The sequence below is a fragment of the Cellulomonas hominis genome (assembly GCF_901521055.1).
Lineage (GTDB): Bacteria > Actinomycetota > Actinomycetes > Actinomycetales > Cellulomonadaceae > Cellulomonas > Cellulomonas endometrii.
This window is the reverse complement of the sequence record NZ_CABEGA010000041.1, coordinates 1-15,402: the sequence shown is the minus strand read 5'-3', so window position 1 is coordinate 15,402 and position 15,402 is coordinate 1. Positions and strand designations below refer to the sequence as shown.

Genomic DNA, 15,402 nt, shown 5'->3' with positions numbered 1-15,402 from the left:
CGTCAGGAGCGCTTGCTCCGCGCGGTGGCGCGGGCGCGCTCCGTCTGGTCGAGGATCACCTTGCGGATGCGCACGACCTCGGGGGTCACCTCGACGCACTCGTCCTCGCGGGCGAACTCCAGCGACTCCTCGAGGGTCAGGTGCCGCGGCGGCACCAGGTTCTCGAAGTTGTCGGCCGTGGAGGAGCGCATGTTGGTGAGCTTCTTCTCCTTGGTGATGTTGACGTCCATGTCCTCGGCGCGGGAGTTCTCGCCGACGATCATGCCCTCGTAGACCTCCTGCGTCGGGTCGACGAAGAACGACCCGCGCTCCTGCAGGTTGATCATCGCGAACGGCGTCACGGACCCGGCGCGGTCGGCGACGAGCGAGCCGGCGACGCGGGTCTCGATCGGGCCGGCCCACGGCTCGTAGCCCTCCGCGATGGAGGACGCGATGCCGGTGCCGCGGGTGTCGGTGAGGAACCGGGTGCGGAAGCCGATGAGGCCGCGCGACGGGACCAGGAACTCCATGCGGACCCAGCCGGTGCCGTGGTTCGACATCGTCTCCATGCGGCCCTTGCGCTGCGCGAGCAGCTGGGTGACGGCGCCCAGGTACTCCTCGGGCACGTCGATCGTCATGCGCTCGACGGGCTCGTGCACCTTGCCGTCGATGGTCTTGGTGACCACCTGCGGCTTGCCGACGGTGAGCTCGAAGCCCTCGCGGCGCATCTGCTCGACGAGGATCGCCAGCGCCAGCTCGCCGCGGCCCTGGACCTCCCAGGCGTCCGGGCGGTCGGTCGGGACGACGCGGAGCGACACGTTGCCGATGAGCTCGGCGTCGAGGCGGTCCTTGACCTGCCGGGCCGTGACCTTGTGGTTCTTGCCGCCCTTGCCGGCCAGCGGGGACGTGTTGATGCCGATGGTCATCGAGATCGCCGGGTCGTCGACCGTGATGAGCGGCAGCGGCCGCGGGTCGTCGGGGTCGGTCAGCGTCTCGCCGATGGTGATGTCGGCGATGCCCGCCACGGCCACGATGTCGCCGGGCCCGGCCTTGTCGGTCGGGACGCGGTCGAGCGCCTTGGTCTCGAGCAGCTCGGTGATCCGGACGTTCTGCATGGTGCCGTCGGCACGCGCCCAGGCGACGGTCTGGCCCTTGACCAGCTCGCCGTTGAAGATGCGGAGCAGCGCTAGGCGGCCGAGGAACGGCGACGCGTCGAGGTTGGTGACGTGCGCCTGTAGCGGCGCGCCCTCGGTGTAGGTGGGCGCCGGGATCTTCTCGAGGATCGTCGCGAACAGCGGCTCGAGGTTCTCGGAGTCCGGCAGGCCGCCGTCGGCGGGCTGGGTGAGCGACGCGCGGCCGGCCTTCGCCGCGGCGTACACGACGGGGACGTCGAGGATCGCATCGAGGTCCAGGTCCTCGACCTCGTCGTGCAGGTCGGACGCCAGGCCCAGCAGCAGGTCGGTGGCCTCGGCGACGACCTCGGAGATCCGGGAGTCGGGGCGGTCGACCTTGTTCACCACGAGGATGACGGGGAGCTTCGCGGCCAGGGCCTTGCGGAGCACGAAGCGCGTCTGCGGCAGCGGGCCCTCGGACGCGTCGACGAGCAGCACGACGCCGTCGACCATCGACAGGCCGCGCTCGACCTCGCCGCCGAAGTCGGCGTGACCCGGGGTGTCGATCACGTTGATCGTGATCCCGCCGGGCTGGCCCGCCGCGGCGGCCGCGGGGCCGGCGTAGTGCACCGCGGTGTTCTTCGCGAGGATCGTGATGCCCTTCTCGCGCTCGAGGTCGCCGGAGTCCATGGCGCGCTCGTCGACGTGCGCGTGGGCGCCGAAGGCACCGGACTGGTGGAGCATGGCGTCGACGAGGGTGGTCTTGCCGTGGTCGACGTGGGCGACGATCGCGACGTTGCGCAGATCGCCGCGCACACGGGTTCCCGTGGGCGTCGAGGGCACAGACATATCAGGACTCATTCCGCGAGGGGTGGGGAGGTGGGGCGCGACGACGTCGAGCGCCGATCGATTCTACGCGCACGCACCGCCCGTGCACGAGGAGGCCTCGTGCACGGGCGGTGCGCAGGTGGTACGGGTGGCGCTCAGACGCCCGTCGGCGGCAGGTGCCGCACCTCGACGTCCTCGGCGTGCGGGGCGACCGCGCCGACCACCGACGCGGCCTCCTCGCGCTCGAGCTCGGCACGCTGGGCCTCGAGCATCGCGTCGCGGGTCTCGCGGCGGCGGCGCTGCTCCTCGGGGTCCGGGACCGGCACGGCCGCGAGCAGCCGCTGCGTGTACGGGTGCTGCGGGGCGGTGACGACCTGGGCGGTGTCCCCCGCCTCGACGAGCTTGCCCTTGTGCATGACGGCGATCCGGTCGGACAGGATCTCGACGACCGCGAGGTCGTGGCTGATGAACAGGCACGCGAAGCCGTGCTCGCGCTGCAGCTCCTGGAACAGCTCCAGCACCGTGGCCTGCACCGAGACGTCGAGGGCCGACGTCGGCTCGTCCGCGACCAGCAGCTTCGGCTCCAGGGACAGCGCGCGGGCGATGCCGACGCGCTGGCGCTGGCCGCCGGACAGCTCGTGCGGGTAGCGGTTGCGCATGGCGCGCGGCAGCTGCACCTGGTCGAGCAGCCGCTCGACCTCGCGGCTGAGGTCGGCGCCCTTGATGCCCTTGTGCAGCATGAGCGGCTCGGCGATGGACTCGCCGATCGGGAGCCGCGGGTTCAGGGACGATCCCGGGTCCTGGAACACGATGCCGACCTGGCTGCGCAGCGGGCGCAGCGTCTTGGTGGTGGCGCCGACCATGTCGGTGCCCGCGATCGACAGCGACCCGCCCGTGACGGGCAGCAGGCCGACGATGGCGCGGCCGATCGTGGTCTTGCCGGAGCCGGACTCGCCCACCAGGCCGAGCACCTCGCCCTGCCGGATCGTGAAGCTGACCTCGTCCACCGCGCGGAACGCCGGGACCCGCCCGCGGCCCGGGTACTCCACGACCATGTCGCGGGCCTCGAGCACGGTGGTGGCCTGGGCGGTCGCGGGGATCGCCTGCGACAGCACGGCCTCCCCCTCGACGGGCTCGGCGGTGGTGACGCTGCGGCCGAGGTGCGGGACGGACGCGAGCAGCCGCTGCGTGTACGTGTGCTTCGGCGCCGCGAAGATCTCGGCCGACGTGCCGTGCTCGACGACCTCGCCGTCCTTCATCACCACGATGCTGTCGGCCATGTCGGCCACCACGCCCATGTCGTGGGTGATGAGGATGATGCCGGAGTTGATGCGGTGCCGCAGGTCCCGCATGAGCTTGAGGATCTCGGCCTGGACCGTGACGTCGAGCGCGGTGGTCGGCTCGTCGGCGATCAGCAGCTTGGGGTCGCACGCCAGGGACTGCGCGATCATCGCGCGCTGACGCTGACCGCCCGACAGCTGGTGCGGGTAGGAGTCGAAGCGGCGCTCGGGCTCGGGGATCTCCACGAGGCGCAGCAGCTCGATCGCGCGCTCCTTGGCGGCGACCGGGCCCATCTCGAAGTGCGTGCGGAGCGTCTCGACGATCTGGAAGCCGATCGTGTAGACGGGGTTCAGGGCCGTCATCGGCTCCTGGAAGATCACCGCGATCTCCTTGCCGCGGATGCGGCGGAGCTTGCCGGACGACATGCCGATGAGCTCGCGGTCGCCGATCTTCGCGCTGCCCCGGGCGCGGCCGTTGGGCGGCAGCAGGCCGAGCAGCGCCATCGAGGACTGGGTCTTGCCCGACCCGGACTCGCCGACGATCGCCAGGACCTCGCCGGGCCGCACGTCGTAGCTGACGCCCTTGGCCGCGGGGAACCAGGCGCCGTCGACGTAGAAGTCGACGCCGAGGTCGCGGACGCTCAGCACCGGCTGGGTGCTGGGGGCCGCTGCGGAGGCGTGGGAGGTGTCGATGGCCACGGTTCAGTGTCCTTCCTGCACCGGCTGCGTGCCGGTGCACCATGACGTCGCGGTCGTCGACCGGGCGTCTGGGAGCATGGGGCCATGGGTCCCACGCACGTGTTCTGCTCGACGTACGGCCGCGTTCTCACGGGCGCGAGCGCCGTGGTGGCCGTGATCGTCCTGGTCAGCATGGTGGTGAGCGACGGTGTCCGCTACGCCCTCGCCCACGGCGCCTGGGCGCTGCTGGGCGTGGTGCTGGTCGCCGCGCTGTTCTGGCTGCCGCGCGTCGTGGTGAGCGACGGCGGCGTGGAGGTCCGCAACGTGTGGCGCACGGTGGAGGTGCCGTGGCCCGCGTTCCGCGGCGTCGAGGCCGGCTACTCCCTGGAGGTCCGCACCACCGAGGGCCGCGTGAGCGCCTGGGCGGCTCCCCGCGCCAGCGGCACCGTGGCGCGGCTGCGTCGCGGCTCCGAGGCCGAGGGGCCGCGGTCCGCGCCGGCCGACGCCGTGCTGCGCCACCCGGGCACCGCGGACGGCGCGGCCCGCGCGGTCGCCGACCGCTACCAGCGGCTCCAGGCCGCCGGCCACCTGAGCGACGCGGAGCGCGCCGTCGAGGCGGGCGTCACGCCGCGCAGCACCTGGCACGGCCGCACGATCGCGGTCGTGGCCGTGCTGCTGGTGGCGGGCGTGCTGGGCAGCCTGGTCGGCTGACGCGCGCCGCGGGGCGGGGGCGGTCACTAGCTCGGGCCCAGGCCCGCGTTGCGGCCCTGCACCTGCAGCGGCATCGCGGTCTCGCGCGAGCGCGCCTCCGCCTTCTCCATCTTGCGCTGGGACGGGATGCGCTTCTGCCGCGGGTCGAACGCGTCGCGCAGGCCGTCGCCGATGAAGTTGATGCTCAGCGCGATCGCCACGATGAACAGACCCGGCCACCAGAACAGCCACGGGCGGGTGGCGAACGCGCTCTGGTAGTCGCTGATCAGGCGGCCCAGGGAGACCTCGGGCGGCGTGATGCCGAACCCGATGTACGACAGGGCCGTCTCCAGCAGGATCGCCTGGCTCATCAGCAGCGTGGTGCTGACGATGATCACGCCGATCGCGTTGGGCAGGATGTGCTTGAAGATGATCCGCGAGCTGCTGGCGCCGGCCACGCGGGCCGCGTCGACGAACTCCCGCTCGCGCAGCGACAGGAACTCGCCGCGCACCAGCCGCGCCAGGCTCGTCCACAGGATGAGGCCCAGGGCCACCGCGAACACGAGGCCCGAGACACCGCCGGCGAGCTTCCCGACGACGGCGCCGATCACGAGCGACGGCACCGTGATGACCAGGTCGGTGGTCCGCATGAGGACCGTCTCGAGCCGGCCGCGGAAGAACCCGGCCAGCGAGCCGATCAGCACGCCGACGATGCAGGACACGACGCCGATGATCGCCATGACCATGAGCGACGTCTGGGTGCCGCGCATGACCTGGGCGAACATGTCGCGCCCGATCTCGTCCTGGCCGAGCGGGTGCTCGCCGAGTGCGAAGCCGGTGCCGCCGAGCCACGTCGGCATGCTGAGCGTCGGCGCGCCGCCGGGGTTGGTGATGTTGGCCGGGTCCGGGGCGCCGGTGTACTTCCACCAGCCCGGGACGGGCCCGAAGCCCACCGAGGTGAAGGCCAGGAGGACGACGGCTGCGAGGACGACCAGGCCGGCGATGGCGCCGCGGTGGCGGAAGAACCGCCGCCGGACGATCTGCCCCTGCGACAGACCGGCGACGTCCTGCAGCTCGATCGCGTTCTCGAGGTGCTCGGCGGGCCGCTCGTCGGGGCTCTGGGGAGTGGGTGCCTGGGTGCTCATGCGTCCAACCGGATCCGGGGGTCGACGACCGCGTAGATGATGTCCGCGACGATGCTCGCGATGATGGCCAGCGCCGCGGTGATGAAGAGGTAGGCCATCACGGGCTCGATCTCGGCGCCCTGCAGGGACCGCACGAAGAGCTGACCCATGCCGGGCCGCGCGAACACGGCCTCGGTGATGATCGCGCCGCCGATGAGGGTGATGACGTCGATCGGGACCACGGTGGCCAGCGGGATCAGCGTGTTGCGGAACCCGTGGCGGACCACGACGACCCGCTCCGGCAGGCCCTTGGCGCGCGCGGTGCGGATGTAGTCCTGGTTCATCACCTCGAGCATGCTCGAGCGCGAGTACCGGGTGTACGCCGCGAACGCGATGAGGATCAGCGTCAGCGTCGGCAGGATCAGGTGGGTGAACGAGTCGAGCACCTGCACCCAGTAGTTGCCGCCGAGGTTCGGGGTCCGGTCGCCGAAGGTCGGGATCGGCCGCCCGCGCAGCGCGGTGTAGTAGTCCGGCCAGTACCGCATGACCTGGTCCGCGAAGATCATCGCGCCCATGACGAGGGCCGTGATCGCACCGGCGCGCGCGGAGATGCCGCGGTCGGGGCCGCCGAACAGGATGCCGACGAACCAGCCGACGAGCACCGTGACGACGGCCAGGCCGGCGATCAGCAGGTGCGACTCGTCGATGCTGTCGAACAGGCCCTGCAGCGGGAAGTACAGGACGACGCCGATGACCACGACGGTCAGCGTGGTGAACAGCGCGCGGCGGTTCTGCAGGCCCGCGGACACGGCCGCGACGGCCAGCGCGGTGCCGGCGCCCAGGATGATCAGCAGGACCGGGCCGATCTGCGGCTCGTCCCACCAGCCCGACAGCTGCAGGTACGCCAGCAGCGCCCCGGTGGCCACGGTCGCGGTGACGAACGTCTGCACGCGCCGGCGCACCGAGCCGCCCACGGCGAGCATCCACAGCACGCCCGAGAGCACGGCCAGGCCGATGATCACGGCCCACGACAGCGTGGGGTCGGCGAGGAAGTCGTTGAAGCCGATGGCGCCCCACTGCTTGAGCAGGACGGCCACCCAGAAGGAGGGCAGCGAGTACAGCAGGAACGACACGAAGATGATCAGGTAGTCGAAGCTGCTGTACTGCCGCAGCGCGCTCACGACACCGACGAAGACGCCGAGGATCAGCGCGAGGAACGTCGCGGCGGTGACGAGCTCGAGCGTCGAGCCGATGGCGTGGGAGATCAGCGTCGTGACCTCCTGGCCCGTCCGCCACGCGATGCCCCAGTCACCGGTGAGGAAGTTGCCGATCCACTGGAAGAACCGGACGACCACGTTGGTCTCGAGGTTCAGCTGGTCGATCCGCGCCTCGATGAGCTGCGCCTTGTTGGGCGCCGTGCTCTCGCGGAGGTCGGCGAGGGGGTCGATCGCCGCGTTGACCAGGATGTACATCAAGAAGAGAGCCACGAACAACGTGGCCAGCCCCGCTAGGAAGCGGCGCCACAGGAATCTCAGCACGGAGACGGAACCTCGCTCACGGAAGGGTGCCGCGGACGGGAGGGGATCCTATCCCTTTTGTCCGCTCGTACCCCGCACGAGTCGCGGGGCACGAGGAAGGGCGCCGGGGCGGGGAGCCTCGGCGCCCTTCCTGAAGGTGATGATGTGCCCTGCGGCGGCCGGGACGCCAATCGCGTCCCGGCCGCCGTGGGCGTGCGGAGCCTCGGGTCAGCTCGCCGAAGCGGCGGAGCCGGGGGTCCACTTCCAGAACTGGGCGAACACCGTCGGGTTGATCGAGACCTTCGAGATGTTGTCGATCGTCTCCGGGTTCCAGGCGGTGACGCCGGGGAACTGGAAGATCGTCACGCCGAAGGCGTCGTCCACGAGGTGCTTCTCGATCTGGCCGAGGAGCTCGGTCTGCTCGTCGGGGTCCGTCGCCACCTGGAGCTGGTCGAACAGCGCGTCGACCTCGGTGTTCGAGTAGCCGTAGTAGTTGTTCGTCGCGCCGGTGCGGTAGTTCGCGTCCGACTCGGTCACGGCGGTGGACTCGGACTGCCAGCCGAAGAGCGCCGCGTCGTAGAAGCTCGTCGCGTTGCTCAGGTCGGTGCCCCAGTCGGTCTGGACCTGGTACGGCGTGACCGTGAAGCCGGCCTCGGCCGCGGAGGCCGCGATCAGCTGGTACTCGTTCTGCCGGCGGGTGTTCTCCGGGTCGAAGAGCAGGCGGACGTTGACCGCCGGGACGCCGGCCTCGGCGAGGAGCGCCTTGGCGCCCTCGATGTCGACCTCGCCGTACTGCTCGTCCTGGCCGCTGGCCTCGGACACGGCGTCGTAGTTCGGGGAGCCCGGGACGACGGTGTAGGAGCTACGCACCTCGGCGTCCTCCTGCAGCGGCTTGATCAGGCTGTCGACGATGTCCTGGCGCGGGATCGTCTTGAGGAACGCCTGGCGGACCTTCTTGGCCTTCTCGGCGTCGCCGCCGTAGGCCGCGGGGTCGAACGGGCCGCCGTTGCCCTGCTGCAGGTCGACGTGCTCGTAGGTGCCCTCGGGGCTGGTCTCGACCTCGAGGCCCTCGATGTCCTGGAGCGCCGCGAGGACGTCCGCGGTCGACTGCGGGTTGATGAGGTCGACCTCACCGTTCTGCAGCGCCTGGACCTGACCCATCGGGTCACCGTTCCAGCGGACCGTGACGGTGCCGATGGAGGCGGTGTTCTCACCCTCGTAGGCCTCGTTGGCCTTGAGGGTCATGTACTGCTCCTCGACGAAGTCCGTCATGATGTACGCGCCGTTGGACAGGTACAGGCCCTCGTCGTCCGGCATCGAGGTGTAGTTGAAGTCGGTGCTCCACACCTTCGCGATCTTGGACAGCGCCGCGGAGTCGTTGTTGAGGATCGCGTCGGCCACGGCCGTCGCCGACTCCTCGCCCGCGGCGGTGCCGAGCGCGCGCTCACCGACGACGTGCGCCGGGAGCGTCGGGGCCGTCATGCAGGTCTCCCAGTCCGCGAACGGCTTGGAGTACGTGAAGGTGATGGTCGAGCCGTCGATCTCCGGCGTCTCGATCAGGGCGGCGCACGGGGCGGCGGCGTCGAAGGCGATGCCGGCGTCCAGGGCCTCCTGGTTCGTGACGTTGCCCTCCTCGTCGTACTCCGCCTCGACGGTGTTGTACGTGCCGCTCTGGGCGGCCCACTCGAGGAGGAAGTCCTCCGGGCTGACCTGCACGCCGTCGGACCACTTCGCGGTGTCCGCGAAGGTGTACTCGATGGTCAGCGGGTCGTCCGAGGTCTTCTCGTACGTGCCGAACGACTCGTCCTGGACCAGGTTTAGGTCGGAGTCGTAGTAGTTGAACGCCGACTTCGTCAGGTAGGTGATGACCGAGTTGGCCGTCGCGTTACCGGTGATGCTCTCCTGGTTGTAGGAGAAGAACGGCTGGTTCCAGGCGATGTTCACCGAGGACTCGGTGTTGATCCCGGAGTCGTTGCCGCCCTCGTCGTCGCCGCCGGAGCTCGAGCACGCGGTGAGCGCCAGGGCGCCGGCTGCCGCGATCGAGACCGCCGCTGCGGCCTTTCGTGTGATCCTCAATGTTCCTCCTGAGAAGGTGGCGCTCGGCGTCCGTACCCCCGACGCCGGCTCGGCCGGCACGGGGTGGTGGACGCACGGTCCCGCCATGGATGGAGCCACGGTAGTGAGCGATCCGGGTCACAATCGCCACGGAACGGGCACCGCGGGTGATCGTTACCGGATCGATACTGGGCGGTAGTGTCCAGCAGGCGAGACGGAACCTGCCGGAAACACGGACGAAACATGGCGGAGCAGGGGCGAGGCGCTATGGCACGCCGCGGCGGGGCCCCCACGCCACCGCCGAGGACCCCGCCAGGACGTGGTGTCAGACCGCGGCGCCCACGCGCACGGCCTCGACGTTGAGCACGTTGCCGTCCGGGTCGGCGAACCAGGCCGACCGCATCGCGCCGTCGCGCAGCACGCCGTCCTCCCAGGTGCCCGACGGCATGTCGAACGTCTGGAACTGCACGCCGCGCGAGCGCAGCCCGGCGACCTCGTCGTCGAACGCGGCGTCGTCCACCACGAACGACACCGCGGTGGCACGGTTCGTGCCGGCGTACGAGGACGGGTACACGAGCATCCCGCCCTGCTTGGTCGCGTACACGACGCCCATGACGTCGTCCTCCATGCCGGGCAGCTCCATCTGGTGGAACCCCAGCGTCTCCTCGTAGAACCGGCGGGCCCGGGCCAGGTCGCTCACGGCGAGGCAGGGCATCGCGGGGTGGTCGGAGAGCATCGTCGCCTCCTGTGCGGGTCGGTCGACGGTCGACCGGCCGGCACCCGCGAGCGTACGACCGGCCGTCGCAGGGACGCTCAGCCGGTGGGCTCCGTGCCGGCCGGCTCCGCGGCGCCCCGCTCCGTGCCGGCCCGGCCCCGCCGCCGGTACGCGCGCGCCTTCATCACGTCGCCGCACTCCCCCATCGAGCACCAGCGGCCGGACCGGTTGCGGGAGGCGTCGTGGTAGATCCACCGGCAGTCCGGGTTGGCGCACGCCTTGAGCCGGCCCCAGTCCCCCGAGCCCACCGCCTCGTGGAGGCTCGCGAGCACCCCGGCGACCAGCGCCGCGTCCGCCCCCGACCCCGGGGCCGGGGCGAGCCGGAGCCCGTCCTCCCGGACGTCGACGACCAGCGGGTGCTCCGCCGCGACCGCCCCGAGCGGGGCGCCGTCACCCGTCACGAGGTAGTGGCGCAGCGCGTCGCGGACCTCCACGAGCGCGGACGGGCCGTGCCCCCGCAGCCGGTCGACGCCGTGGAACCGGTCGTCGGTGTTGAGCAGCGCGCGCAGGCGCTCCGTCACCCCGGGCGCGACCCCGGGCTCCGCGCCGCGCGTGACCCAGGCGTCGAGCGGGTCGGCGGCCGGGTCGGCGCGCGGGCCGGCGGGCGGGCCGGCGGGCAGGTCGGCCCGCACCGCGGTCTTGACGTCGGACATGGTCACGAGGATAGTCGTCACCACTGTTCAGCGTTAGCCGGTGACGCAGCCGACCGAGAGCGAGATCGACGATGACCGCCAGCACCGCCCGCAGCGCCAGGGACGCCCCGGGGTGCGACACCTCGGGGCTCGTGCACATCCACCAGCTGTTCCGCCGGGCCTTCGGCGACGCGCCGGCGCTCGTCCGTGGCGCCCCCGCCGGCGACACCGCCCGGATGCGCGTGGTGTCCGCGCACGTCCGGGAGGTCGCCGAGGGCCTGCACCACCACCACGAGGGCGAGGACCTGCTGCTGTGGGACACGCTCGAGCAGCGGGCGCCGGCGTGCGCGCTGCACGTGGGCCTCATGCGCAGCCAGCACGCGGGCGTCGCGGCGCTGCTCCGCGACCTCGACGTGGCACTGACCGCGTGGGAGGCGGACGCCGCGGCGCCGGCCCGCGACGCGGTGGCCGCGCGGCTCGACGACCTGCACCGCCTGCTGGACCTGCACCTCGGTCAGGAGGAGGACGCGATCATGCCGACGGCGTCGAGCGTGATGAGCCAGCGCGAGTGGGACCAGCTGCACGCGCACGGCATGGCCGCCATCCCGCGGAACCGGCTGTTCCTCCAGCTCGGCTGGCTGGTCGACGCGATGCCCGCCTCCGAGCGCAGCGGCTGGCTGCGGACCAACCTGCCCGCACCCGTGCGGCTGCTCTGGCACACGGTGGGGCGGCGGCAGTTCGCCGCGCACCGGGCGCGGGTCTACGGGGCGTGACCGGCCCGGCCGGGCGCGGGCCGGCGACGCCCCTCCGATGCGCGCAGGGGCCGCATCGGCGGCGGCGGCGTCAGAACAGGAAGAGCTTGAAGAACGCGGTGAAGAAGAACCCGGCGACGGAGAGCCCGAGACCCCACGCGGCCTTGGCCCGGCCCACCGGCGCGTAGCCGTACCGCTGCAGCGTGCTCGCCCTGGCCAGACCGATCCCGGACAGCACGATGCCCACGAGGGCCGTGATCGTCAGGGTGTTCACGACCAGCGAGACGATCCCGAGCACCAGCCCCGCGGTCGCCATCGGGTTGCGTGGCTGCACCGGCGGGGCGTAGCCGCCGGCCGGTCGGGTGTACTCCGTCCAGACCCGGCCGTCCCACCAGCGCTGCCCGCCCGCACCCATCGGGTCCGGGTACCAGCCGGCGTCCGCAGCGACGGGGCCGACGGCGGCCCCGCCGGACGCCGCCGCGCTCTCCGCGCCCCCGAGGGGGGCAGGTCCGTAGCCGCTCACGTGGCCTCTCCTCTGCGTGGTCCGGTCAGACGTTGAAGCGGAACTCCACCACGTCGCCGTCGACCATCACGTAGTCCTTGCCCTCGATCCGGGCCTTGCCCGCGGCGCGCGCGGCGGCGACGGACCCGGCCTCGACGAGGTCGTCGAAGCTGATGACCTCCGCCTTGATGAAGCCCTTCTGGAAGTCCGTGTGGATGACCCCGGCCGCCTGCGGCGCGGTCCAGCCCTGGTGGATCGTCCAGGCGCGGGACTCCTTCGGGCCGGCCGTCAGGTACGTCTGCAGGCCGAGCGTGTGGAACCCGACGCGGGCGAGCTGGTCGAGGCCCGACTCGGCCTGGCCGTTCTCCGCGAGCATCTCCTTGGCCTCGTCGGGCTCGAGCTCGACCAGGTCGGACTCGAACTTCGCGTCGAGGAAGATCGCGTCGGCCGGGGCGACGAACGCGCGCAGCTCGTCCTGCATCGCGGTGTCGGCCAGGCCGGCGTCGTCGGTGTTGAACACGTAGATGAACGGCTTGGCCGTCATGAGCTGCAGCGACGCGAGGTCCGCGAGGTCGATCCCGGCGGCCTTCGCGCCCTGGAACAGCGTCTGACCGGACTCGAGCACGGCCTGGGCGGCCTGCGCGGCGGCGAGCTCGGCGGGGTCCGACTTCTTGATCCGGACCTCCTTCTCGAGCCGCGGGACGACCTTCTCGAGGGTCTGCAGGTCGGCCAGCACCAGCTCGGTGTTGATCGTCTCGATGTCGTCCTTCGGCGAGACGCGGCCGTCGACGTGCACGACGTCCGGGTCGGCGAACGCGCGGGTGACCTGGCAGATCGCCTCGGCCTCGCGGATGTTCGCGAGGAACTTGTTGCCGAGCCCCTCGCCCTCGCTCGCGCCCTTGACGATGCCCGCGATGTCCACGAACGACACGGTCGCCGGGAGGATCTTCTCGCTGCCGAAGATCTCGGCCAGCGTGTCGAGCCGGGGGTCGGGCAGCGGCACGACACCCACGTTGGGCTCGATCGTCGCGAACGGGTAGTTCGCCGCGAGGACCTGCGCGCGGGTGAGGGCGTTGAAGAGCGTGGACTTGCCGACGTTGGGCAGGCCGACGATGCCGATGGTGAGTGCCACGGGGCACCATCCTAGGGGGGCGCCGCTCAGGCGAACGAGCGGATCGTCTGCAGCAGCTCCGGTGCCCGGCGGTCGTACACGCGGGCGCCGAGCCGCACCCCGACCACGACGGCGGCCGCGCCGACGCCCAGCCCGACGGCGAGCGTCAGCACGTCCAGCACCGCGTGGCCCGTGACCAGCGCCGCGATCCCGAGGCCGACGGTCGGCAGGCACAGCGCCAGCAGCACGAGCATGCCGACGCTCTGCGTGACCATCACCGCGAACGACGTGCCCTGCGGCGTCGAGAACGGGTTCTCGCCCGGCTTCGGGACCGGGTAGACCACGCGGGCGGAGTACACCGACGACGCGCCGACGCCCGCGCCGAGCACGCCCAGCGACATGCCCAGCACCGGGAGCGTGGCGTCCCAGCGGTCCGCGACGCCCAGCACGAGGACGTCCGTGGCCAGCACGACCACGCCGCCCACGACCAGTCCCGCGACGGCCCGGCCGGCCCGGTCCACCCGGCCGTCGACGGGCGCGGCCACGTGCGTCCAGAACGCCGTGTCGTCGTAGGCGACGTCCGCGGACAGCGACCAGCCCATGACGAACGCGACCAGGACGCCGGCGCCGAGCACGACGTCTCCCCCGCGGCCGAGGAACCACAGCAGCAGCACCAGGACCGGCACCACGGCGACCGCCGCGGCGTACCGGGAGTCGCGCAGCCAGTACGTGAGGCAGCGGGCGACGACCGCGCCCGTCGGCGTGGCGGGCACCCGGTCGAAGAACCCGAGCCCGTGCCCGCGCGCGACCCGGCCCCCGCCCTCGGGCCGCACCAGCGCGGCCGACAGCGCCCGGTCCCACACCGCGACGAGCACCGCCAGGGCGGCGAGGCAGATCGCGGCCTTCCCGGCGGCGGCGAGCCAGGCGCCGTCCGCCACGTCCGCCGCCAGCGCCCACGGCGCGCCCACCGGCGTCCAGCCAGCCACGACGGCCACCCGCGGCAGCACGTCGGCGACTGCGGACAGCCCGGCGGTCACGCCCAGCAGGATCGGCCCGGCGAGCATCAGCGGGACGATGGCGAGCACCGCCGCGACCTCCCGGAACCGGCGCCCGGAGACGAGGGGCGCGAGCAGGGTGGTGACGGCACGCGAGCCGACGACGCACAGCGCGACCCCCAGGACGGCACCCACCAGGGCCGCCACGGCGGCGGCGAGGTCCCACGTCCACGCGAGGGCCGAGCCCGCGCCGAGCAGCGTGGTCGCCAGCCCCGGGACGCCGACCAGCCCCGCGAGGGCCAGGCCTGTGAGCATCGAGCGGCGGCGCATCGGGAACAGCCGGAACCGCTCCGGGTCCAGGGTGCTGTCCACGCCGAACGCCACCAGCGGCAGCAGCCACCACCCCGCGACCAGCAGCGTCCCGGCGAGCACCACCACGGTGCGGGACAGCTCCGGGTCGCGCTGCGCCCCCAGCAGCGCCAGTCCCGCCGTCGCCAGCGCCAGCAGGAACAGCACGTACGCCAGGCCGAGCAGCAGCCCGATCAGCTTCCACACGCTCCGCCGCAGGCCGTTGCGCAGCAGCGTCAGCTTCAGTCGGACGAGGTGCGCAGCCACGCGAGCGCCCCCTCCGTGCGGCGGCCACCCACGAGCTCGACGAACCGGTCCTCCAGCGTCGCGGCGCCCCGCACCTCGTCCACGGTCCCCTGCGCGAGCACGTGCCCGCCGGCGATGACCGCGACGTGGTCACACATGCGCTGCACCAGGTCCATGACGTGGGAGGACACGACCACCGTGCCGCCGCTCGCCACGTAGGACGCGAGGATGTCGCGGATGTTGGCGGCCGAGACGGGGTCGACGGCCTCGAAGGGCTCGTCGAGGACCAGCACCCGCGGGGCGTGCACCAGCGCGCAGGCCAGGGCGATCTTCTTGGTCATGCCCGCCGAGTAGTCGACGACCAGGGTGTCGGCGTCCGCCGTGAGGTCGAAGGTCCGCAGCAGGTCGGCCGTCCGGTCGCGCACGGTGTCCCGGTCCAGCCCGCGCAGCAGCCCGGCGTACGTGACGAGCTGCGCGCCGGTCAGCCGGTCGAACAGCCGCACCCCGTCCGGCAGGACGCCCAGCACCGCCTTGACGTGCAGCGGGTCGGCCCACAGGTCCTGCCCGCGCACGAGGACGCGGCCGAAGTCGGGGCGCAGCAGCCCGGTCGCCATCGACAGGGTCGTCGTCTTCCCCGCGCCGTTGGGGCCGACCAGCCCGTAGAACGAGCCGGAGGGCACCTCCAGGTCGACGCCGGCGACCGCGATCTTCGTGCCGAACCGCTTCCAGAGGCCCTGGATCGACAGGGCGGGGGGCGGGCTGGACGGCCCCAACGGCG

At 72.2% G+C, this 15,402-nt stretch carries 13 protein-coding genes; 2 read left to right on the top strand and 11 right to left on the bottom strand.

Going from position 1 to position 15,402, the window contains the following annotated elements; all coding sequences use genetic code 11:
* Positions 1–2 precede the first annotated feature (2 nt).
* A complete protein-coding gene (gene typA / locus KJP73_RS11920) occupies positions 3–1,940 on the bottom strand; it encodes a translational GTPase TypA (RefSeq protein ID WP_213283081.1) in 1,938 nt (645 codons plus the stop codon).
* A 134-nt stretch (positions 1,941–2,074) separates the two neighbouring features.
* A complete protein-coding gene (locus KJP73_RS11915) occupies positions 2,075–3,898 on the bottom strand; it encodes an ABC transporter ATP-binding protein (protein WP_249669330.1) in 1,824 nt (607 codons plus the stop codon).
* Positions 3,899–3,982: 84 nt separating this feature from the next.
* On the opposite strand from KJP73_RS11915, the gene KJP73_RS11910 reads away from it, so the two are divergent.
* A complete protein-coding gene (locus tag KJP73_RS11910; protein WP_213283080.1) occupies positions 3,983–4,588 on the top strand; it encodes a PH domain-containing protein in 606 nt (201 codons plus the stop codon).
* Between the two features lie 26 nt (positions 4,589–4,614).
* Here the strand turns inward: KJP73_RS11910 and KJP73_RS11905 are convergent, their stop codons facing one another.
* The 5 genes from KJP73_RS11905 to KJP73_RS11885 form a co-directional block, all read right to left on the bottom strand.
* On the bottom strand, positions 4,615–5,712 hold the full coding sequence (locus tag KJP73_RS11905; protein ID WP_213283079.1) for an ABC transporter permease: 1,098 nt from the start codon (positions 5,710–5,712) through the stop codon (positions 4,615–4,617).
* Positions 5,709–7,178, bottom strand: a complete 1,470-nt coding sequence (locus KJP73_RS11900) for an ABC transporter permease (protein WP_349628308.1) — start codon at positions 7,176–7,178, stop codon at positions 5,709–5,711. The genes KJP73_RS11905 and KJP73_RS11900 overlap by 4 nt, the downstream gene beginning before the upstream one ends.
* Before the next feature lie 258 nt (positions 7,179–7,436).
* Complete coding sequence (locus tag KJP73_RS11895) at positions 7,437–9,284, bottom strand: ABC transporter family substrate-binding protein (protein ID WP_213283077.1); 1,848 nt, start codon at positions 9,282–9,284, stop codon at positions 7,437–7,439.
* A 304-nt stretch (positions 9,285–9,588) separates the two neighbouring features.
* Positions 9,589–9,999, bottom strand: coding sequence for a VOC family protein (locus tag KJP73_RS11890; protein ID WP_213283076.1), 411 nt, complete (start codon positions 9,997–9,999; stop codon positions 9,589–9,591).
* A gap of 77 nt (positions 10,000–10,076) precedes the next feature.
* Complete coding sequence (locus tag KJP73_RS11885; RefSeq protein ID WP_213283075.1) at positions 10,077–10,691, bottom strand: CGNR zinc finger domain-containing protein; 615 nt, start codon at positions 10,689–10,691, stop codon at positions 10,077–10,079.
* 71 nt (positions 10,692–10,762) lie between these two features.
* On the opposite strand from KJP73_RS11885, the gene KJP73_RS11880 reads away from it, so the two are divergent.
* On the top strand, positions 10,763–11,443 hold the full coding sequence (locus tag KJP73_RS11880) for a hemerythrin domain-containing protein (protein ID WP_213283074.1): 681 nt from the start codon (positions 10,763–10,765) through the stop codon (positions 11,441–11,443).
* A gap of 70 nt (positions 11,444–11,513) precedes the next feature.
* Here the strand turns inward: KJP73_RS11880 and KJP73_RS11875 are convergent, their stop codons facing one another.
* The 4 genes from KJP73_RS11875 to KJP73_RS11860 are packed head-to-tail and all read right to left on the bottom strand — an operon-like array spanning position 11,514 to position 15,397.
* Entirely contained in the window at positions 11,514–11,945 is a 432-nt protein-coding gene (locus KJP73_RS11875; RefSeq protein ID WP_213283073.1) for a DUF2510 domain-containing protein, read from the bottom strand.
* Positions 11,946–11,970: 25 nt separating this feature from the next.
* Positions 11,971–13,056, bottom strand: a complete 1,086-nt coding sequence (gene ychF, locus KJP73_RS11870; protein ID WP_213283072.1) for a redox-regulated ATPase YchF — start codon at positions 13,054–13,056, stop codon at positions 11,971–11,973.
* Between the two features lie 26 nt (positions 13,057–13,082).
* On the bottom strand, positions 13,083–14,645 hold the full coding sequence (locus KJP73_RS11865) for a hypothetical protein (RefSeq protein WP_213283071.1): 1,563 nt from the start codon (positions 14,643–14,645) through the stop codon (positions 13,083–13,085).
* Positions 14,621–15,397 carry an ABC transporter ATP-binding protein gene (locus KJP73_RS11860; protein WP_213283101.1) on the bottom strand — a complete coding sequence of 259 codons (777 nt, stop codon included), beginning with the start codon at positions 15,395–15,397 and terminating at the stop codon, positions 14,621–14,623. Before KJP73_RS11860 ends, KJP73_RS11865 begins: the two co-directional genes overlap by 25 nt.
* Positions 15,398–15,402: the final 5 nt, after the last annotated feature.

Excerpts from the sequence above, each read along its gene's own strand:
- typA (WP_213283081.1), bottom strand. The coding sequence starts at position 1,940 with ATGTCTGTGCCCTCGACGCCCACGGGAACCCGTGTGCGCGGCGATCTG.
- KJP73_RS11905 (WP_213283079.1), bottom strand. The coding sequence starts at position 5,712 with ATGAGCACCCAGGCACCCACTCCCCAGAGCCCCGACGAGCGGCCCGCC.
- KJP73_RS11880 (WP_213283074.1), top strand. The coding sequence starts at position 10,763 with ATGACCGCCAGCACCGCCCGCAGCGCCAGGGACGCCCCGGGGTGCGAC.
- KJP73_RS11910 (WP_213283080.1), top strand. The coding sequence starts at position 3,983 with ATGGGTCCCACGCACGTGTTCTGCTCGACGTACGGCCGCGTTCTCACG.
- KJP73_RS11890 (WP_213283076.1), bottom strand. The coding sequence starts at position 9,999 with ATGCTCTCCGACCACCCCGCGATGCCCTGCCTCGCCGTGAGCGACCTG.
- KJP73_RS11885 (WP_213283075.1), bottom strand. The coding sequence starts at position 10,691 with ATGTCCGACGTCAAGACCGCGGTGCGGGCCGACCTGCCCGCCGGCCCG.